We start from the raw sequence: 19274 nt of genomic DNA on the forward strand, positions 1-19274 counted from the left end.
CGCCAATCTTTCAAGTCTTCCATTCCTGGGCGGAGTTGGAACGGCCCGTCAGTGCCGGTCTCCCGGCGCGAGGGAGTCGATCGTGGCGTGCAGCCACGCGAGCTCGGCCTCGCTGGTGGCACGGGCGACGGTGAGGATGCCCTTCCGGAACGGATCGCCCAACTCCTCGGCGCTCAGCGGACGTTCACCGTCGTAGAAGAAGCTGGCGGGCTGCTCCAGGAACGTCAGACGCCGCCGCAGTACGGCCGTTTGCGCCGCGCCGTCCTCCAGATGCCGCAGGAACGCGAGCAGGGTGAACCACCTGTTCTCGTCGGTGATTTCCCCCTGCTCGGGCTCCGCGAGCCGACGCAGCAGCTCACGGCGTCCGTCGTCGGTGAGGGTGAGGACATGGCGGGGCGCGGCGACGGAGCCCGGCTGGGTCTCGCGTGCCAGGAGACCGGCCTTCTCGAGCCGCTTGATCGCGGGATAGAGCGTGCTCTCGGCGACCGGTCGCACATGTCCGGTCAGCGCGGTGATGCGTTTGCGCAGTTCATAGCCGTGCAGTGGGGTGCCGTACAGAAAACCGAGGATGGCGAGCTCGAGCATGCCCGCATTCTGCCGCACATACGGGCGTTATACATCATGAGTGAGATACATCGGTGTCGAGGTATGCTCGTCGAATGCCGCGGGGCAACAGGGGGCGGCAGGCACGTGTGAGTTGATGAACATGGGGAGAGCGACAGTGCGACAGGCCCGATTCGACCCGCAGGGCAGTTTCATTCGCTGGACGGAAGCGGCGGGCGAGGGACCTGCGACGGTGTACGTACACGGACTCGGCGCGGCCTCGGCGGCGTACCACGCGCACATAGCGGCGCGGCCGGAACTGACCGGCCGCCGCTCGCTCTTCGTCGATCTGCCCGGACACGGTCTCAGCGACCGGCCCTCCGGCTTCGGCTACTCGCTGGAGGACCACGCGGCCGCGCTCGCTGCCGCACTCGACGAGGCCGGAGTGCGCGGCGGCGAGCTCGTGGGGCACAGCATGGGAGGGGCCGTCGCCATCGTGCTGGCATACCGCCGACCTGATCTGGTGGCACGGCTGACCGTCACGGAGGCCAACCTCGACCCGGACCCGCCGGTGACGGCGGGCAGCAGCGGGATCGCCGGGTACAGCGAGGAGGAGTTCGTCCACGGCGGCGGCTTCGCGCGTGTGCTCGAGCGGGTGGGGCCGATCTGGTCGGCGACCATGCGCCTGGCCGACCCGCTCGGTCTGCACCGCAGTGCGAGGGGGCTGATCCGTGGTACGCACCCCACGATGCGCCGGATGCTGATGGAACTGCCGGTCGACCGTACCTATCTGCAGGGCGCGCGGAGCGGTGAACTCGAGGGCCACGAGGAGCTGGTGTCCGCCGGCGTACGGGTAGTGACCATTCCGGACGCCGGGCACAACATCATGTTCGACAACCCGGCAGCGTTCGGACGGGCGGTCGCGGCGGCTCAGCTCTGAGGGGCAGTCCCGCGGGGGGCGGCCCGAGGGTGTTGTCTGCGGGGTCCTGCCGGGACTTGTGGGTCCTGCGCGTCAGTCCTGACGGACGGCCAGGGCGAGGAAGCGGTCGTCCTCGTCCACGTACGAGGTCATCCGCCACCCCGAACCGGCCAGCAGGGGGCCCAGGCTGGGCTCGGCGCGCAGATCGTCATCGGTGATCTGCCGTCCCTGGCGGGCGGCGAGGGCCGCTCTGCCGATGGGGTGGAAGAGCGCCAGCCGGCCGCCGGGCCGCACCACCCGCGCCAACTCCCGCAGATTCGCGCCCGGCTGCGGCAGATGGGCGATCAGCCCGGCGGCGAACACCGCGTCCAACGTCTCGGCGCGCAGCGGCAGTCGCGCCACATCGGCGAGCAGCAGCACGCCGTGCTCGCCGCGCCCGGCGCGCCGTGCGGCGTCCAGCATTGCGGGTGTCAGGTCGGCCCCGAGCACCGTTCCCCCGGGCCCCACGGCGGACCGCAGCGGCGGCAGGGCGCGGCCGGTGCCGCAGCCTGCGTCGAGCACGGCGTCCCCGGGACGCAGCCCCAGTTCGGCGACGGCTGCGGCGTAGGCCGGGCCGTCGTCGGGAAATCGGGTGTCCCAGTCCGCCGCCCGGGCGGCGAAGAATTCCTGTACATGCGTGTGGTCGTCAGCCATGAGGACATGATCCCTCGGCGACTCGGGCGACCGTACGGTGCACACGTTCGACCGCGGCACGATCGTTCAGAAACATCTCTCTGTCATATTCCATCAGCTTTCGAAATGCGCCCCCAGGGCGCGCCCCCGGCGGGGCTAGCGTCCCTGAGCCATGGGACACCTGGACCACACCGCCTTCGGCTTGCTGACACCCGTACTGTCGTACGCGATGGCCGTCATCGGCGCCGCCCTCGGGCTGCGCTGCACCGTACGTGCACTCGGCGCGAGCGGGCGTTCCCGCCGCAACTGGCTGATCACCGCGGCATCCGCGATCGGCACCGGCATCTGGACGATGCACTTCGTCGCGATGCTGGGCTTCGCCGTGCGCGGCACCGATATCCACTACAACGTGCCGCTGACCGTCCTCAGCCTGCTCGTCGCGATGCTGGTCGTCGGCGCCGGAGTCTTCTGCGTCGGCCACGGCCGCGACCGGATGAGGGCACTGCTGATCGGCGGGCTCAGCACCGGGCTCGGCGTGGCCAGCATGCACTACCTGGGCATGGCTGCCCTGCGCCTGCACGGTTCGGTCCGGTACGACCCGCTGCTCGTCGCGCTCTCCGTCGTCATCGCGGTGGTCGCCGCGACCGCGGCCCTGTGGGCGGCGCTCAACATCAAATCGCCGGTCGCGGTCGCCGTCGCCTCGCTCGTCATGGGGGCGGCGGTCAGCAGCATGCACTACACCGGAATGCTCGCGGTCAGTGTCCAGGTCGTCCCGGGCGGGGGAGAGCTGCCCGGGGCCACGGCGATGCAGTTCATCTTCCCCCTCGCCGTCGGCCTCGGGTCGTACCTCTTCGTCACCTCCGCGTTCGTCGCGCTCTCTCCCACGGCGCACGAACGCGACGCTTACACCTCGGCCGAGCGAACGGCCGACACCGTCCCCGTGACCGCACCCCCGAGCACCGCCACGGCTGCCCACACCCCCGCTACCCCCGCCACCAACGCCTGACCGGCGAGGCCGCCGCACCCCAGCCCCGTATCCGGAACGAGGAGGCCATGCGCATACCCCGCAGGACCCCGGGCGCCGACACCGCGTCCCCGCAGCCACTGCCACCCGCCCCGGCGGCAGCCCGCGGACGACGCGCGCACGCCGGGCCCCCCGCAGTCGAACACACCGGCCAGGAGCCGCGAGCCGAAGCGCCGCAACCGCAGCCCCCGGCCGTCGTACGCGGGCGAGGGCTGCTGGGGCCCAGGACCGTACGCGCGAAGATCATTTGTCTGCTGATGGTGCCCGTCGTCTCGCTGCTCGCCCTCTGGGGCTTCGCCACCGTCACCACTGCCCAGGACGTGGCGCGACTGCGCTCGCTGGAGCGGGTCGACTCACAGGTCCGGGAACCTGTGGCGGCCGCCGTGGCGGCCCTGCAGGCCGAACGGCGCGCAGCGGTACGTCAGGTGGCAGCCCCCTCGGACGAGCGCGCGGCCGCGTTCCAGCAGGAGGTCCGCAGTACCGACGAGACCGTGAAGCGGCTGCGTCTGGACGATGAGCACACGGTCGCCGCGGGCGGCGACATCCCGCGCGGTGTGGCAGGGCGGCTCGAGGACTTCGTCACCCGGACCGAGGAATTGCGCACCCTCCGCGCCGCCGTCGTCGGCCGCAAGGCTGCCTGGGACGACACCTACGAGCAGTACTCCGCCGCCGTCACCGGCGCGTTCGACGTCCTGGGAGCCCTCACCCGGATGCAGGCGGCAGCACCCGGCTCCGACGCCCGGGTCCTCCTGGAGTTCGCCCGGGCCGGCGAGATGCTCGCGCGGGAGGACGCCCTCCTCACTTCGGCGCAGCTCACCAAGTCCCTCGACGCGGTCCGGCAGAGGCTGTTCACCGGAGCCGTCTCGACACGCAGGAGCCTTGCCGAATCGGCCGTCACGGACCTGCGGGGGCCCGAGGCGGCAGCGTGGCGCGAACTCGCCGCTCAGAGCGTCTACCGCCAGTTGCAGACGGCCGAGGACAGGGTGCTTGCCGCGCCCGCAGGACGCAGGGCGGCGGAGGCGGTCCCGGCCGAAGCCTGGGACAAGGCGCATGCCACCGTCCGCGACGATCTGCACGGCATTGAGACGGACGCCCGCCGGAGCGCCGCGGACCGTGCCGACCCCCTCGCGGGCTCCCTCCGCACCGGGGCCGGAGCGGCCGTACTCCTCGGACTCGTCGCCGTCGCCGCCTCCTTGGTCATTTCCGTACGCATCGGCCGTGCGCTCGTCGTCGAACTGATCAGCCTGCGCAACAGCGCACTCGGGATCGCCCGGCACAAGCTGCCGCACGCGATGCGCAGACTGCGTACCGGCGAGACCATCGACATCCAGGCCGAAGCACCGCCCGGACCCCCCGCCGAGGACGAGATCGGCCAAGTCGGCGAGGCGCTCGGAACCGTTCACCGCGCCGCACTCCGCGCCGCCGTCGAGCGGGCCGAACTCGCCGACGGCATCTCCGGCGTCTTCGTCAACCTCGCGCGCCGCAGCCAGATCCTGGTCCACCGCCAGCTCACCCTGCTGGACACGATGGAGCGTCGCGCCGACGACCCCAACGAGCTCGGCGACCTCTTCCGCCTCGACCATCTCACCACCCGAATGCGCCGCCACGCGGAGAGCCTGATCATCCTGTCGGGCGCCGCGCCCGGGCGGGGCTGGCGCGTGCCCGTCCCGCTGACCAACGTCGTACGGGCCGCCGTCTCCGAAATCGAGGACTACGCGCGCGTGGAGGTACGGCAGCTCCCCGAGACCGCCATCGTCGGCGCCGCAGTCGCCGACATCACCCATCTGCTGGCCGAACTCATCGAGAACGCCGCCCAGTTCTCTCCGCCGCACACCAAAGTGCGCGTCAGTGGCGAACCGGTGGGCAACGGATATGTGCTGGAGATCGAGGACCGCGGCCTCGGCATGGGCAAGGACGCCCTCGTCGAAGCCAACCGGCGGCTCGAGGAGTCGGAAGCCCTGGACCTCTTCGACAGCGACCGTCTGGGACTCTTCGTCTCCAGCCGGCTCGCCGCGCGCCACGAGATCAGGGTCCAGCTGCGCACCTCGCCCTACGGTGGCACGACCGCGGTGGTCCTGCTGCCGACCGCGGTGCTGCAAGGCGCACTCTCCGCGGGGGCGGGCTCCCGCGGCGCCCCCCGCCCGGACGAGGAGAAACCGCAGGCCGCGCGGCCCGAACCAGCCCCGCGTACGCAGGGCGCACCAGCCCCGCGTACCCAGGGCGTACCCGTCCCGCGTACCCAGGGCGTACCCGTCCCGCGTACCCAGGGCGTACCCGTCCCGCGTACCCAGGGCACACCCGCCCCGGCCGGGGCACCCCGCCGGGTGCTCGCGGCACAGAGCGAGACCCCCTCTCCGCCGCGCGTCACCGCGCTGCGCCTGCGCGGCGCTCCACCGCAGACCCAGGACGGTGAACTCCCGCGCCGCGTCCGGCAGGCGCACTTCGTCCCGCAGCTGCGCGAAGAGTCCCGGGCCGAAGAGCCGGAAGACCTCGCCGCCGGCCCGGAGGAAACCCCCGAACGTACCCCCGAGCAGGTACGGGACCGGATGACGGCGTACCGCAACGGCTGGACCAGAGGCGGCGGCGCCGCACCCGGCACAGCTGCCGCAGGCAGAGAAGGAGACGAAGCATGATCGAGCACGAGTCAGCCGCAGCCCGCCACCCCTTCGGCGGCGACCTCGACTGGCTGCTGGACGATCTCGTACTGCGGGTCGGCGAAGTCCGGCACGCTGTCGTGCTGTCGGGCGACGGCCTGCCGGTCGGCGCCTCCACCGCACTGACCCGCGAGGACGCCGAGCATCTGGCCGCCGTCGCCTCCGGATTCCACAGCCTCGCCAAGGGCGCGGGACGTCACTTCCACGCCGGGGGCGTACGCCGGACGATGGTCGAGATGGACGACGGCTTCCTGTTCGTGGCAGCGGCAGGCGACGGCTCCTGCCTCGCCGTACTTACTGCCGTCACCGCCGACATCGGCCTGGTTGCCTACGAGATGGCCCGCCTCGTCAAACGTGTCGGCGAGCATCTGCGCACCCCGGCACGCTTCATCACGACGTGACCGCTATGACTGACATGCCCGGCAGTCAGTGGTACGACGCCGAAGCCGGCCCGCTGGTCCGCCCGTACGCGATGACGGGCGGGCGGACCAAGCCCGGCCCCAGCAACGTCCGATTCGACCTCATCGCGCTCGTCGTCGTCGATGCCGAGGCACCCGGCTCCGCCGAGGATTCCCTCTTCGGCCCCGAACACCGGGCCCTGCTCACCCTGTGTCGCTCAGAAACCCAGTCCGTCGCCGAACTCGCCGCCGACGCAGACCTGCCCGTCGGCGTCGTCCGCGTGCTCCTCGGCGACCTGCTCGAGGCGGGCTACGTGAGAGTGAGCCGGCCCGTGCCGCCCGCTCAGCTGCCCGACGAGAAGATCCTCAGGGAGGTGATCGACGGCCTGAGAGCTCTCTAGCGTGAGAAGCTGTGGTGGTGCGCGTCAGGGGAGGCGTGACAAGCCAGGGGTTGATCTCGATGTTCGCGGTACTCGCTCTTCTGCTGATCGCCACGCTCGCGGTGACGGGCATGACGGCGCTCACCACAGGGCGCATGTTGATCCCGTGGCTCCGGCGCAGCGTCACCCGCCCGCGGATGTGGGGAGCGGGCGCACTGCTGCTGGCAGTCGGCCTCACGAAGCACGACGGGGTGCTCATCATCGTCTCCGGGTTCGTGGTGGTGGTCCTGGCGCAGCTGCTCAGGCCGTCGCCCACCGGGTGAGCACGAACCTCGCGGTGCGCCGGTGACCGGGCGGGCGTGTGCTCAGGGCGTCCGTTGCCGGGCTTCCCGCAGCTCCCAGTCGGCCTTGGTGAGGGCGTACTCGACATCGCCGAGTCCGGAGCCTTCGATGACATCTGGCCACTCCTCGAAGAAAGTTCGTACGTAACGCAGGCCGGCCTTTTCCATCACGCGCCGCGAACGCGAATTGACCGTCATCGTGTTCGCGGTCACGCGCTGTACGCCCAGCTCCGTGAATCCCTTGCGGATCAGGGCGAGAGATCCTTCCGTTGCCAGACCGCGGCCCCACGCCGCCCTCCTCAGCCGGTAGCCGAGCTCCACCACGGCACAGCTGTGGTCCTCCAGCGGCCGCAGTACGAACCAGCCCAGAAACTGCCCTGTCCCCCGCTCTTCGGCCGCCCAGAACACACGGTCGCCGATGCACGGACAGTCATGGAGAAAGCGTGGCAGAACCTCGGTGCGGATGGCGTCCCGCGTGGTCGGCCGGCCTCCGTTGATGAAGCGCATGACGTCGGGATCGTTGTCGAGGCCGAGCAGCCGGTCCACGTCCCCCTCGCTCTCGCTGAAACGACGAAGCGCGAGACGGTCGGTCTCCAGAAAGATGGACATGCCCCGATCCTGATTACCGCGGGCTTCGCCCGCCAGCGAATATTCGCTCGTCGCTCGCATGGGTATCGGATTGCGCATCGAAATGGGCATGGAAATGGGCATCGAGTGGGCGAGGAACAGTCACAACGATCTAATAGCGATCCATACCCTCGGACCACGGCCCGAATTGCCATGCTGGCTGCGTACTTTGCTGACCCTCGAGCCTCGAAGACTGTTCTGACCTGTGGGTTTCCCGAACAGGTCGCGCATCGTGAGGCTCACTCTTGAGAGAAGTGATTCATGACCTCCGAGAGCTCCGACAGCACCGGTGGGGAGAACACCGCCCTCGCGCTGAAGATTCTGGTCGCCGGCGGCTTCGGCGTCGGCAAGACCACCCTGGTCGGCGCGGTGAGTGAGATACGTCCCCTGCGCACCGAGGAACCGCTCAGCCAGGCGGGCGCCACGGTCGACGACACCGGGGGCGTGGACCGGAAGACCACGACGACTGTCGCCATGGACTTCGGACGTATCACCATCCGCTCCGGCCTGTCCCTCTACCTCTTCGGCACGCCCGGACAGGACCGCTTCTGGTTCCTGTGGGACGAACTGTCCCAAGGCGCGCTGGGGGCCGTCGTCCTCGCCGACACCCGGCGTCTCGGCGACTGCTTCCCCGCCGTCGACTACTTCGAGCACCGCCGGATCCCCTTCGTCGTCGCGGTCAACTGCTTTGCCGAAACCCGCACCTACGGCGCCCACGAGGTCTCCCGAGCCCTTGATCTCGACCGTGGGACACCGGTTGTGCTGTGTGACGCGCGTGACCGCGATTCGGGAAAGGAGGTGCTCGTACGGCTCGTCGAGTACGCGGGGCGCATGTACACCGCCCGACTGCTCGACTCGGTCGGCTAGCCGCACCTTGCCCTGTCGTCCCTCGTACGAAAGGCTTACGGCAACGGGGTGACGGGGAACGTACGAGCGGGGAGGACCGACCAATGCCGTTGGACAAGGGACTTGACTGGCTGCTGGACGACCTGACCAAGAGGATCGAGCACATACGTCACGCGCTGGTGCTCTCCAACGACGGCCTGGTGACGGGAGCGAGCACCGGTCTGGCACGGGAGGACGCCGAACACCTGGCCGCGGTCTCCTCCGGCCTGCACTCCCTCGCCCGGGGCTCGGGACGCCATTTCCGTGCGGGCAAGGCACGCCAGACCATGGTCGAGTTCGACGAAGCGCTGCTCTTTGTCACGGCGGCGGGTGACGGAAGCTGCCTGTGCGTACTGAGTGCGGCCGAGGCCGATGTCGGTCAGGTCGCCTACGAGATGACGCTGATGGTCAACCGGGTCGGCGAGCACCTGGGTGTCGCGGCCAGGCAGCCGGGCGGCAACTCGGGCTTCTGACCCGGACGGATGCCGGCTCAGGACGGCGTCGTGCGGGTTATCCACAGGCCGGGCGAGATGTGACTGCGGCGGGCTACGGTCGTCACCGAGAGTATTCACACCTCACGGGGGAGACCGTCATGACGGTGAAGGAAGCGGCGGCGCGCAGCCTGGCGTTCGGCCGGGCCGCACAGGCACTGGACCTCAAACGCGGAGAGTTCGATCTCGCGGTCCAGTTGGGGCATGTCCGTACGACGCCGGGGGCGAGCGGCGGACCACCGCGGGTCGCGCAGGAGGAGGTCGACCGTCTGCGCAGCGTGAGGGCGTTCCCGGACGCGCTGCGGGAGCGGGTGCGGACCGTCGGGACGGTGGAAGGCGCGCGGCTCATCTCCATCAGTCCGGCGCGTTTCACCCGGCTCGCCCGCACGGGCCACTTCACACCGATCCGGTTCTATCTGAACCGCTACCGGGCGGTCGTCTGGCTCTACCTGGCTGAGGAACTCAGCGAGTTCGCCACTGACCACCCCGACCTGCTGCGTGGCAGAACACCGCCCGCTCTGCGGGCCGTCCTGGACGCCGGCGAGGACCGGCGTGCGCGCAACTGGCGGGGCCGACGGCTCGGACTGCTGCTGCGAACGACCGAGGACCCGTGGGAGCGCGCGGCAGCGATCGCCTCCGTGCTCGATCCCGTCGCGGTGGCGGAGGTGGCGGCCGATCCGTACGAACGCTCGCATCTGCGGGTCCTGAGGCCCGAACTGGTCCCGGGCCGCCCGGAGTCGCAGGCCGCGCGCGAAGTGGTCGAGCGGCTGCTGCTGGCGGACCACCCGGACGAGATCCTCTGGCACCGGGTGAGCCTGGCCGAGGCGCTCAAGGCGGCGCGTGAACTCCGCCCGGCGCCACGCCCCGCTCCCAGGGCCGACCGCCGCGCACTCGCCCGGCCCGCAACGGTGACTGCGGTGCGCCGGACTCCACGCGGTCTGCTGACCCGCCTTCGCTTCAGAAGGGCGGCTCCCGTGCTGTGACGGGTTGTCAGTGTGCCCCTGGAGCGATCTGACCGGGCGCCAGGGTGGTCGGCCAGAGAGTGAGGGTCTGACCGTCGAGCGAGACGTACTGGTCCGGATGGGCGTCCCGCACGGCCGTCACGTCCTGCGCGTCGAAGTGGCCCGTCAGCAGGACCAGTCCGTTCTCATGGGACGCCGCCGTCCAACTGCCGGCGGGCCAGACAGTGATGACATCGCCGTCGCGGGTCACCTGACGGGCGGGCAGCGCCGTCCGTACGAGTTCCAGGTCCTCGTCGCCGAAGTCGCCGACGAGACGGACCAGTGAACCATGCCGCTTGATGGTCCGGGCGCGGGTGGGCCACGGACCCCGCGGACGGGCGGAGGGCGCAGCGTCGTGGTACCCGGCCGCGTCGTGACCGGCCGCGGCGAAAGGGGAGTGTGAGCCATCGGGAACGGCTTCGTGGTCCGCGCGGGAGGTGACCTGAAGCGTATTCGCACCTGCACTGCTGCGCGGAGAGCTTCGTTGTGACTCAGGCATGGAGGTGCCCCATATCTGCATCTGAAGGGAAGAGTTACGGATCAGCGAGCCGACGTCTCGAAAACCGTAGAGCTTTGCGTTTGCAATCACAAGGGGATTCTGAGGCCGATGGTGTAACAGATGCAGTGACAGAACTTCCGGTGACAGAACTCCCGGTCCTTTGGAGCGGGATGCCGTCCCGCGCGAGCAGCTCCAGGAAGCCTTGCCTGGTGGGGTCCGCGTTGGCCGTGTGACGACACGTTTTCTCTCAAGATCCAGGACGCTTGACAACTGCAACGCGCTTCAGCAACATCCGGCCAAACTGACCCAGGACCGCACGCATGAAGCTCCGCTGTGGGCCCGCTTAAGAAATCCTCGATGGACTCAGGGGTCCCGGCTGGGCAGATTGGTGCAGGTCCACTGACCGGAGCTGTCACAGCCTTCACAGCCCTTCACGGCTTTCACAGCCGTCGCCGGCATCGCAGCTGTGCCCGGTCAGCCCCTTGCCACCAGCCTGGAGCCGCCGCGATGAAGGCACTTGTCAAGCAGCACGCCGAGCCCGGGCTGTGGCTCATGGATGTGCCGGAGCCGGAGACCGGCCCCGGTGATGTGCTGATCAAGGTGCTGCGCACCGGCATCTGCGGCACCGACCTGCACATCAGGTCCTGGGACGGCTGGGCCCAGCAGGCCGTCACCACGCCGCGCGTCCTCGGTCACGAGTTCGTCGGCGAGGTCGCCGCCGTCGGTGCGGACGTCCAGGACATCGCGGTGGGCGACGTGGTGAGCGGCGAGGGCCATCTGGTGTGCGGCAAGTGCCGCAACTGTCTCGCCGGCCGCCGCCATCTGTGCCGCAGCACCATCGGCCTCGGCGTCGGCCGCGACGGAGCCTTCGCGGAGTACGTCGCCCTGCCTGCCTCCAATGTGTGGGTGCACCGTACGAAGGTGGACCTGGACATCGCCGCGATCTTCGACCCGTTCGGCAACGCCGTGCACACCGCCCTCTCCTTCCCGCTGGTCGGCGAGGACGTCCTGATCACCGGCGCCGGCCCGATCGGCATCATGGCCGCCGCCGTCGCCCGGCACGCCGGCGCGCGCAATGTGGTGATCACCGATGTGAGCGAGTCCCGGCTGGCGATCGCCCGCAAGGCCGGCGCCACCCTCGCCCTGAACGTCGCGCAGAGCGACATCGCCGAGGCACAGCGCCGGCTGGGGCTCAAGGAGGGCTTCGACATCGGCCTGGAGATGTCCGGCCGTCCCGAGGCCATGCGCGACATGGTCGACAACATGACGCACGGCGGCCGTATCGCCATGCTCGGACTGCCCGCTCAGGAGTTCGCCGTCGACTGGTCGAAGATCGTCACCTCGATGATCACCATCAAGGGCATCTACGGCCGCGAGATGTTCGAGACCTGGTACGCGATGACCGTCCTGCTCGAGGGCGGGCTCGACCTCACCCCGGTGATCACCGGCTCCTACGGCTATGAGGACTTCGACGCCGCCTTCGACGAGGCCGCCACCGCCCGCAGCGGCAAGATCATCCTCGACTGGACCGTCTGAACCTCCACCTCCCGAACTCAAGGAGCCCTCATGTACGCGTCCGTCCGGGACGACCTCGCCACCACCCTCGACGAGATCCGCGCTGCCGGTCTCTACAAGCCCGAGCGGGTCATCGGCACCCCGCAGAGCGCCTCCGTGTCCGTCGCCTCGGGCGACGTACTCAACTTCTGCGCCAACAACTACCTCGGCCTCGCCGACCACCCCGAGGTCGTTGCCGCCGCCAAGGAAGCGCTGGACCGCTGGGGCTACGGCATGGCCTCCGTCCGCTTCATCTGCGGCACCCAGGAGATCCACAAGGAGCTCGAGCAGCGCCTGTCGGCGTTCCTCGGCCAGGAGGACACGATCCTCTACTCCTCCTGCTTCGACGCCAACGGCGGCGTCTTCGAAACCCTGCTGGGCCCCGAGGACGCGGTCATCTCCGACGCCCTCAACCACGCGAGCATCATCGACGGCATCCGCCTGTCCAAGGCCCGCCGCCACCGGTACGCCAACCGCGACCTCGCCGACCTGGAGCAGCAGCTCAAGGAGGCCGTCGAGGGCGGCGCCCGCCGCCGCCTCATCGTCACCGACGGTGTCTTCTCCATGGACGGCTATGTCGCTCCGCTGGCCGAGATCTGCGACCTCGCGGACCGCTACGACGCGATGGTCATGGTCGACGACTCGCACGCCGTCGGCTTCGTCGGCCCCGGTGGCCGCGGCACCCCCGAGCTGCACGGCGTGATGGACCGCGTCGACATCATCACCGGCACCCTCGGCAAGGCGCTGGGCGGCGCGTCCGGCGGCTATGTGGCGGCCCGCGCCGAGATCGTCGAGCTGCTGCGCCAGCGCTCCCGCCCGTACCTCTTCTCCAACTCCCTCGCCCCGGTGATCGCCGCCGCTTCCCTCAAGGTCCTCGACCTGCTGGAGTCGGCCGACGACCTGCGTGAGCGCCTGAACGCGAACACCGCCCTGTTCCGTACGAAGATGACCGAGGCGGGCTTCGAGATCCTGCCCGGCGACCACGCCATCGCCCCCGTCATGATCGGCGACGCGGCCGAGGCCGGCCGGATGGCGGAACTGCTCCTGGAGCGCGGCGTCTACGTGATCGGCTTCTCGTACCCCGTCGTCCCGATGGGACAGGCGCGGATCCGGGTCCAGCTCTCCGCCGCGCACTCCACCGCCGACGTGGAGCGGGCGGTGGCGGCCTTCGTCGACGCACGAGCGACAATGGCTGGGTGATCGACCCCCGGCGGCTTCGTATTCTGCGGGCCGTGGCGGACCACCGAACGGTGACCGCCGCGGCGTCCGCGCTCTACCTCACCCCCTCGGCCGTCTCCCAGCAGCTCAACGCGCTCGAGCAGGAGACCGGCCACGCCCTGCTGATCCGCAGTGGCAAAGGGGTACGGCTGACGGCGGCGGGCGAGATCCTGCTCGCCCACACCCATGCCGTTCTCGCCCAGCTGGAGCGGGCCGAGGCGGAGCTGGCGGCGTATGCGGGCGGCGCGGCCGGCGAGGTCACGGTCGCCGCCTTCGCCACGGGTATCGCAGAGGTCGTTGCCCCGGCCATCGGGCGCCTCACCACGGAGCACCCGGACATCCGGGTACGGGTACGGGACGCCGAGGGCGACGAGAGCCTGCCGCTGGTGCTCGACGGCGAGGCGGATCTGGCCGTGGCGGTCGAGTACCGGGGCGCACCTCGAGAGGACGACCAGCGGCTGGCGCGCGTGCCGCTCTACGCGGAGCCCTTCGATGCCGTACTGCACGTCGACCACCCCCTCGGGCGGGGCGGACGCGTCGGGCTCGCCGAGCTCGCGGACAGCGACTGGATCGGCCCGTACCCCGGCAATCCCTGTCACGACATGGTGCTGCTGGCCTGTGAGCTCGCCGGATTCCAGCCGCGTCTGGTGCACTCCTCGGACGACTTCCGCGCCGTGGTCGCCCTCGCCGGGGCGGGCGCGGGCGTGGCGCTCGTACCGCGCTCAGCGCTGTGCGGGATGGAGCTGAAGGACGTCGTCGTCCGGCCCGTGACGGGTCCCGCCGCGACCCGCAGGGTATTTGCCGCCGTACGCCGAGGAGCGGAACTGCACCCGCTGATCCGGCCGGTGCTCGACGCACTGGCCGGATCAGCGGGCGGGCTGTCCACCGACTGAGCAGGGAATCAGCAGGAGATCGGCAGGGATCGGCTCCCGCGATCGGGCAAGGGGTCAGTTCCCGGGCTGTGCCGCCGTCTCCATCGCCAGCTTGAGATTGCCCAAGGTGGTGCGGATGTTGCCGCGCTGGAAGTCGGCGAACGTATGCCCGCGGGTGGCCATCCTGTCGAAGGCGTTGGCCACCACGTCGGGCCAGGAGCGCCGATCGTCGGTCCATGTCTCGGTCACCCGGGTCCCGCCCTCGACCGCCTCGAACCGGTACTCCCAGGTGGCGATCCGGCCGGGCAGCACAGGCCGCCGTTTGCCGATGGCACGCACCCGGAAGGCGAAACGTTCACCCGGATCGGCGGCGGTCACCGTGCACCGCGTGGTCCAGCGCAGCGGCCCTCGTTTGTTGTAGCCGTCGAAGACCATGCCCACATAGGCCTGCTCACTGCCGTCGCGCACGGTCGCGCCGCGGTTCTCCGGGCTCCAGCGCCCCATCAGCGCGGGGTTGCTGACCTGCGCGTAGATCGTCGAGGGGGCGGCGTCGATGACGATGCTGTCCCAAACCGAGAGGGTGCGTGCCATGGGGTACGACTCCGATCCGTTGGGCGCCCGCCGCCGGCGGGTCGCCGTCCAGCGGTGATTGTCAGCTCCGGGGGCCTGGGGCATCTGCCAGGATGGCTGCTTCAACTGCATCGTAATCCTGGTCGTGTTGGCGTCGCGCTCGGGTACTCCGGGGGGTGAGGACGGTGCCGAGCCAGCCGGCGAGGAACCCGAGGGGGATGGAGACGAGCCCGGTGGTCGTGTAGGGGAACCAGGTGAAGTCGTCGTCGGGGAAGATGGCTTGGGGCGAGCCGGAGATCAGCGTCGTGCCCGTGATGAGGACCAGGACACTCAGCGTGCCGACGACGAGAGTGCTCAGCAGTCCGGTGCGGGTGTAGCGGCGCCAGAAGAGGCTATAGACGAGCGCGGGAGCGATCGCGGAGGCGCCCAGACAGAAGGACAGGGTGACCATCGCCTGCAGGTTCAAGTGCCGGGAGGCGGCGGCGAGCATGATCGCGGAGAGACCGACCGCGGCCGCGGTGGCGCGGGCCAGCATCATCTCGGAGCTGTCGCGCAGTACCTTCTTGCGCTGCAGACCGTGCGTGATGAGGTCGTGCGCGAGGGAGTTGGCGCAGGCGAGCGTGATACCGGCGACGGAGGCCAGCAGGGTCAGGAAGATCGCCGTGGTCATGGCCGTGAACAGCAGTGTCTCGAAGGTCGAGACTTCCGTGCCCATGATCGCCTGGCTGACCAGGAGGATCGAGGTCTTGCCCTGCGGGTCGGCAAGCGTGATCTGTTCGCGGCCGACGACCGCGGCGGCGCCGAAACCGATCACGGCGCTGAGCATGCCCATGACGACGACGGTGGAGACAGCCCAGGACATCGAGCGGCGTACGGCGGGCGCACTGCGCGAGCTGAACATGCGCATGGTGATGTGGGGGAGGCAGGCCGCACCCAGGACGACGGTCAGCTGCGTGCTGATCATGTCGAGTCCACCGCCGTCGAACTGGAGACCCGGCGCGAGGTAGGCATCACCGGCTCCGCTGCCCCGCGCGGCGGCGTCCAGCAGGGCGGGCAGGCTGAAGTCGAAGCGGTTCAGAACGAGCGCGGCGATGGCGACGGCAGCCGCGAGCAGCACCACGGTCTTGACCAGCTGGATGAAGGCGGTGCCCTTCATACCGCCGATGGCCGCGTAGATGATCATCAACAGGCCGAGCAGCACAATGGAGCCGGTCTTGAAGCCGGCGGCATCGATGCCCAGGACGAAGGCCAGCAGATCGCCCGCGCCCGCGAGCTGGAAGATCAGCAGGGGGAAGAGGGCGACGAGGGTGACGACGCACGCGGTGATACGGACGGCGGCGCTCGGGGTGCGCCGGGTCAGCACGTCGCCCATGGTGAACCGGCCGGCGTTGCGCAGGGGTTCCGCCAGCAGGAACATCAGCAGCACCAGTGAGAGTGCCGTGCTGAGGGCGAGCACGAGCCCGTCCTGGCCGACCAGCGAGATGACGCCGATGGTGCCCAGCACACTGGCGGCGGATATGTAGTCGCCGGCGATGGCGAGGCCGCTCCGCATGGGGGAGAGGGAGCGGTAGCCGGTGTAGAACTCGTCCAGGTCGTCGCGGTCCGGCCCGGTCATCACGCACAGCAGCAGGGTCACGGTGGTCACCGCGATAAAGGCGACGAAGGACATCGTCTGGGCCTCGGAACCGAATTCGGTCATCGGCGTGCTCCTTGCGGGCTCTGGGCGGCCTGGCGGCGGACGGCCTCGGCGAGCGGATCGACCCGGCGGCGTGCGGACCTCTCGTACGCGGCCACGGCCACCAGCGTCACGGGGAGCTGGAGCAGGCCGAGCAGGAGGCCGAAGGTGAGGCCGCGGGTGATCTTGCCGGTCATCAGCCCCGGTGCGTAGGCGGAGAGGAGGAGGAAGAGGACGAAGTAGCCGAGCGCGGTCAGGGTCCCGACGCGGCGCAGCCGGCGGTAGGCACTGCTGAGCGCGGGCACATCGCTGGGGGGAGCGACGGGCGGCTCCGGGGGAGGAGGGGGATCCTGCCAGTAGTGCTGGGACGGTCCGGGCTGCTCGGGATATGAGGGCGGTGGGGAGTAGTACGACATCGCTGCGTTCCTCGTATGCCTCGCGGTCGGCCGGGGCAGGGCATGCCGCGAGACCGGCACACGTTACCCGCGGGTAGGTGAATGCCGGAGCATTGTTGCATGGACTGTCTGGTCGGTCAGTTGTCTCGCGGGGCCGGATCTTTCAGCCCGTTTCGGGCGCCGTCGCCTGGCTGCCGCCGGGGAAGGTGAGGGTCGACGCGGGACGGCATCGCGGCGGGCGCAACCGCCGTGCGCACGGCCGCGCATCTGCGAACCCGCAGCTCGGAGCGTGTACGGGGGCGGAACCTCGGCTCCGTGCCGCAGCCGCAGACGGACCGGCCCTCGTGGCCCAGCCCCCTCGCGCAGTGCCGCCGCGACCACTGACCACCTACGGATGTCACGTTGCGGCGGCGGTGCGAAATCGTGACCCGCGCACACGAGCGGCTCGGTACAGCGACGGCAGGCGTTCAGGTGAGTCCGCCGGGGTGCTGCTCCATGCAGACGCGGAAGGCGACGCACGCGTCCGATGCGGCGCAGGCGCTGTTCTGCCACGCCATCACGCCATCACGCCATCACGCCTCGGTCCGGCGCTCGGTGAGCGCCTTCTCCCTCGCCAGTTCCATGTCGACTGTCTCGAGCGGCGCCGGAGTCCGCTTGCGCCACTGCGTCATGCCGACACCGGCGAGTACGACCACCATCCCCGCGACGATCCGGAAGGTGATCTCTTCGTTGAGCACGATGGCGCCCAGTGCCACCGAGACCACCGGCAGCAGATAGCCGACCGTGGCGGCATTGGTAGCGCCTTCGTCCGCGATGAGTCGGTAGTGGAGCGCGAAGGTGATTCCGGTGCCGAAGATCCCGAGGATGACGACCGCGGTCAGACCGGTCGCATTGACGTTCGCCGACTCCAGATCGCCTGCGGGCAGAGCGAGCGTGCTCAGTCCCGTCGCGGTGACGAGTTGGGCCGCGGAGAGTGCCATGGGGGCGGTCCCCCTGCCGGTGAGCTTGCGTCCCATATAGGCGAAGGCGACGGCGTAGCTCAGCGCGGCACCGAGGATGGTGAGGGCACCCCAACTGGTCAGCCCGCCCTGCTGCCACGGGGCGAAGATCAGCAGCGTGCCCGCGAATCCGAGAAGGAGTCCGCCCAGCCGAACCCGGTGGATCGAGCGCTCCGCGCCGATGGCGAGGCCGATCAGCAGGGACCACAGGGGAGTTGTCGCGTTCAGTACGCCGGCCACTCCGGAGTCGACCGTCTGCTGGCCGATGCTGAACAGGGCGAACGGCAGTGCGTTGCAGAAGAAGGCGGCCACGATGAGGTGACCCCAGATCGCACGGTCCCGGGGGAGACGCTGCCCTGCTGAGAAGCACAGGACGAGGAGAACGAGCGCGCCCAGGGTGCAGCGCGTGACAGTGATCTGGACCGGCGACAGGCCGTTGTTCAGGGCCAGATCGATCCACAGGAAGCCCGATCCCCACAGCAGGGCGAGCACACCCATGCGTATCAACGTTCCACGTCCGCCGCTGAACACGTTTGTCTCCCCTGTCGGTTGCCTCGGGACCACGGTGCCTCAGTCGACTTGGTAAGACCAGTGAAAAGTGCTGCATGGACCGTTAACCTCTACTACATGCTCGACGTGCGACGCATGCAGGTCCTCAGGGCGGTGGTCACCAGTGGCTCGGTCACCGCGGCAGCGGCGAATCTGGGATACACGCCGTCCGCCGTCAGCCAGCAGGTGACGGCGCTGGAGAAGCAGGTCGGAATGGCGCTGCTCGAACGGGTAGGCCGCGGTGTACAGCCAACGGCCGCCGGGCGGCTGCTCACCGAGCACGCTGCCATCATCGGCAAGAACGTTGCCGAGGCGGAAACGGCCCTGGCCGACCTGAGAGACGGTCGTACCGGACGGCTGTCGATCCGGTACTTCGCCACGGCGGGCGCGACCCTGGTCGCGCCCGCCGTGGCACAGCTGCGCCGCGCGCATCCGGGTGTGCAGGTCGATCTGAGACTGATCGACCCCGACGACCCGCTGCCGGAGGTGAAGAAAGGCAGGGCAGACCTGGCAGTCGTGGTCCACCCGCGCGACCGGCCCCGCGACGATGTCCGTCTGGTGCACCTGCTCGACGATCCGTACCGTGCCGTGCTGCCCAAGGGGCACCGGCTCGCCGCCAAACGGGTACTCGAGCTGACCGATCTCGCCGACGAGCCGTGGGTCGGCAACGAGTGGCCGGAGGGTCCCTGCCTTCAGATCGTGCTCGACGCCTGCGCCTCGGCCGGCTTCAGTCCGGACTTCGTGGTCGACAGCGAGGACTACGCCACGGCACAGGGCTTCGTCGCCGCCGGCCTCGGCATCGGCCTGATGCCGGGCATTGTGCTGGGCAGCCGCCATCCCGCCGTCGTCGTACGCAAGGTCCGCAACCCCGAGCCGATCAGAGGGATCTTCGCGGCGGTACGGGAGACTTCGCTGCCCCAGCCCGCGCTGCGCGGGCTGCTCGACGCACTCCGCGACGCGGCGGCGGCGCCGTAGTGGGAAGACCCGCTCTCGGTGTTTCGCGGGGATC

General features: G+C 69.8%; 21 protein-coding genes. 13 read left to right on the plus strand and 8 right to left on the minus strand.

Translation table 11 applies throughout. From position 1 onward, the window contains the following. Nucleotides 1-48: 48 nt before the first annotated feature. Entirely contained in the window at nt 49-585 is a 537-nt protein-coding gene (locus tag OG883_RS14565; RefSeq protein ID WP_266540097.1) for a PadR family transcriptional regulator, read from the minus strand. A 136-nt stretch (nt 586-721) separates the two neighbouring features. Here OG883_RS14565 and OG883_RS14570 point away from each other — a divergent pair, with 136 nt between their 5' ends. Beyond that, nucleotides 722-1483 (plus strand): alpha/beta fold hydrolase, encoded by a 762-nt coding sequence (locus OG883_RS14570; RefSeq protein ID WP_266540099.1) that lies wholly within the window; start codon nt 722-724, stop codon nt 1481-1483. Nucleotides 1484-1555: 72 nt separating this feature from the next. Here OG883_RS14570 and OG883_RS14575 read toward each other — a convergent pair whose 3' ends face one another. Continuing rightward, nucleotides 1556-2155 carry a class I SAM-dependent methyltransferase gene (locus tag OG883_RS14575; protein WP_266540105.1) on the minus strand — a complete coding sequence of 200 codons (600 nt, stop codon included), beginning with the start codon at nt 2153-2155 and terminating at the stop codon, nt 1556-1558. A 151-nt stretch (nt 2156-2306) separates the two neighbouring features. Here OG883_RS14575 and OG883_RS14580 point away from each other — a divergent pair, with 151 nt between their 5' ends. Genes OG883_RS14580 through OG883_RS14600 form a run of 5 tightly spaced genes read left to right on the plus strand, consistent with a single transcriptional unit; the run spans nt 2307 to nt 6913 of the window. Continuing rightward, complete coding sequence (locus OG883_RS14580) at nt 2307-3140, plus strand: MHYT domain-containing protein (protein WP_266540107.1); 834 nt, start codon at nt 2307-2309, stop codon at nt 3138-3140. A gap of 47 nt (nt 3141-3187) precedes the next feature. Further along, complete coding sequence (locus tag OG883_RS14585; protein WP_266540109.1) at nt 3188-5791, plus strand: nitrate- and nitrite sensing domain-containing protein; 2604 nt, start codon at nt 3188-3190, stop codon at nt 5789-5791. Next, a complete protein-coding gene (locus OG883_RS14590) occupies nt 5788-6213 on the plus strand; it encodes a roadblock/LC7 domain-containing protein (protein WP_266540111.1) in 426 nt (141 codons plus the stop codon). Before OG883_RS14585 ends, OG883_RS14590 begins: the two co-directional genes overlap by 4 nt. A gap of 5 nt (nt 6214-6218) precedes the next feature. After that, nucleotides 6219-6611 carry a DUF742 domain-containing protein gene (locus tag OG883_RS14595; protein WP_266540113.1) on the plus strand — a complete coding sequence of 131 codons (393 nt, stop codon included), beginning with the start codon at nt 6219-6221 and terminating at the stop codon, nt 6609-6611. A gap of 35 nt (nt 6612-6646) precedes the next feature. Beyond that, the gene (locus OG883_RS14600) at nt 6647-6913 is read left to right on the plus strand and encodes a hypothetical protein (protein WP_266540115.1); all 267 of its coding nucleotides are present in this window, start codon (nt 6647-6649) and stop codon (nt 6911-6913) included. Between the two features lie 42 nt (nt 6914-6955). Here OG883_RS14600 and OG883_RS14605 read toward each other — a convergent pair whose 3' ends face one another. Continuing rightward, nucleotides 6956-7540 carry a GNAT family N-acetyltransferase gene (locus OG883_RS14605; RefSeq protein ID WP_266540117.1) on the minus strand — a complete coding sequence of 195 codons (585 nt, stop codon included), beginning with the start codon at nt 7538-7540 and terminating at the stop codon, nt 6956-6958. A 279-nt stretch (nt 7541-7819) separates the two neighbouring features. On the opposite strand from OG883_RS14605, the gene OG883_RS14610 reads away from it, so the two are divergent. From OG883_RS14610 to OG883_RS14620, 3 genes are all read left to right on the plus strand, one after another. Further along, on the plus strand, nt 7820-8425 hold the full coding sequence (locus tag OG883_RS14610; RefSeq protein WP_266540119.1) for an ATP/GTP-binding protein: 606 nt from the start codon (nt 7820-7822) through the stop codon (nt 8423-8425). An 83-nt stretch (nt 8426-8508) separates the two neighbouring features. Beyond that, nucleotides 8509-8916 carry a roadblock/LC7 domain-containing protein gene (locus OG883_RS14615; RefSeq protein WP_266540121.1) on the plus strand — a complete coding sequence of 136 codons (408 nt, stop codon included), beginning with the start codon at nt 8509-8511 and terminating at the stop codon, nt 8914-8916. A gap of 119 nt (nt 8917-9035) precedes the next feature. Then, nucleotides 9036-9917 carry a DUF6397 family protein gene (locus OG883_RS14620; protein ID WP_266540123.1) on the plus strand — a complete coding sequence of 294 codons (882 nt, stop codon included), beginning with the start codon at nt 9036-9038 and terminating at the stop codon, nt 9915-9917. A gap of 7 nt (nt 9918-9924) precedes the next feature. Here the strand turns inward: OG883_RS14620 and OG883_RS14625 are convergent, their stop codons facing one another. Beyond that, nucleotides 9925-10434 (minus strand): hypothetical protein, encoded by a 510-nt coding sequence (locus tag OG883_RS14625; RefSeq protein WP_266540125.1) that lies wholly within the window; start codon nt 10432-10434, stop codon nt 9925-9927. A 507-nt stretch (nt 10435-10941) separates the two neighbouring features. Between OG883_RS14625 and tdh the strand changes: the two genes are divergently transcribed. The 3 genes from tdh to OG883_RS14640 are packed head-to-tail and all read left to right on the plus strand — an operon-like array spanning nt 10942 to nt 14099. Further along, the gene (tdh, locus tag OG883_RS14630) at nt 10942-11970 is read left to right on the plus strand and encodes an L-threonine 3-dehydrogenase (protein ID WP_266540127.1); all 1029 of its coding nucleotides are present in this window, start codon (nt 10942-10944) and stop codon (nt 11968-11970) included. Between the two features lie 30 nt (nt 11971-12000). Then, nucleotides 12001-13188 carry a glycine C-acetyltransferase gene (locus tag OG883_RS14635; protein ID WP_266540129.1) on the plus strand — a complete coding sequence of 396 codons (1188 nt, stop codon included), beginning with the start codon at nt 12001-12003 and terminating at the stop codon, nt 13186-13188. After that, nucleotides 13185-14099, plus strand: a complete 915-nt coding sequence (locus tag OG883_RS14640; RefSeq protein WP_266540131.1) for a LysR family transcriptional regulator — start codon at nt 13185-13187, stop codon at nt 14097-14099. The genes OG883_RS14635 and OG883_RS14640 overlap by 4 nt, the downstream gene beginning before the upstream one ends. A 54-nt stretch (nt 14100-14153) precedes the next feature. Here OG883_RS14640 and OG883_RS14645 read toward each other — a convergent pair whose 3' ends face one another. From OG883_RS14645 to OG883_RS14660, 4 genes are all read right to left on the minus strand, one after another. Further along, nucleotides 14154-14669 carry an SRPBCC family protein gene (locus OG883_RS14645; protein WP_266540133.1) on the minus strand — a complete coding sequence of 172 codons (516 nt, stop codon included), beginning with the start codon at nt 14667-14669 and terminating at the stop codon, nt 14154-14156. Between the two features lie 61 nt (nt 14670-14730). Next, nucleotides 14731-16347 carry a cation acetate symporter gene (locus OG883_RS14650; RefSeq protein ID WP_266540135.1) on the minus strand — a complete coding sequence of 539 codons (1617 nt, stop codon included), beginning with the start codon at nt 16345-16347 and terminating at the stop codon, nt 14731-14733. Beyond that, complete coding sequence (locus OG883_RS14655; RefSeq protein ID WP_266540137.1) at nt 16344-16739, minus strand: DUF485 domain-containing protein; 396 nt, start codon at nt 16737-16739, stop codon at nt 16344-16346. The genes OG883_RS14650 and OG883_RS14655 overlap by 4 nt, the downstream gene beginning before the upstream one ends. A 551-nt stretch (nt 16740-17290) precedes the next feature. Further along, on the minus strand, nt 17291-18214 hold the full coding sequence (locus OG883_RS14660) for a DMT family transporter (RefSeq protein ID WP_266540139.1): 924 nt from the start codon (nt 18212-18214) through the stop codon (nt 17291-17293). A gap of 129 nt (nt 18215-18343) precedes the next feature. On the opposite strand from OG883_RS14660, the gene OG883_RS14665 reads away from it, so the two are divergent. After that, on the plus strand, nt 18344-19240 hold the full coding sequence (locus OG883_RS14665; protein ID WP_266540141.1) for a LysR family transcriptional regulator: 897 nt from the start codon (nt 18344-18346) through the stop codon (nt 19238-19240). Nucleotides 19241-19274: the final 34 nt, after the last annotated feature.

This window comes from Streptomyces sp. NBC_01142 (assembly GCF_026341125.1).
In the GTDB taxonomy this organism is placed as follows: domain Bacteria; phylum Actinomycetota; class Actinomycetes; order Streptomycetales; family Streptomycetaceae; genus Streptomyces.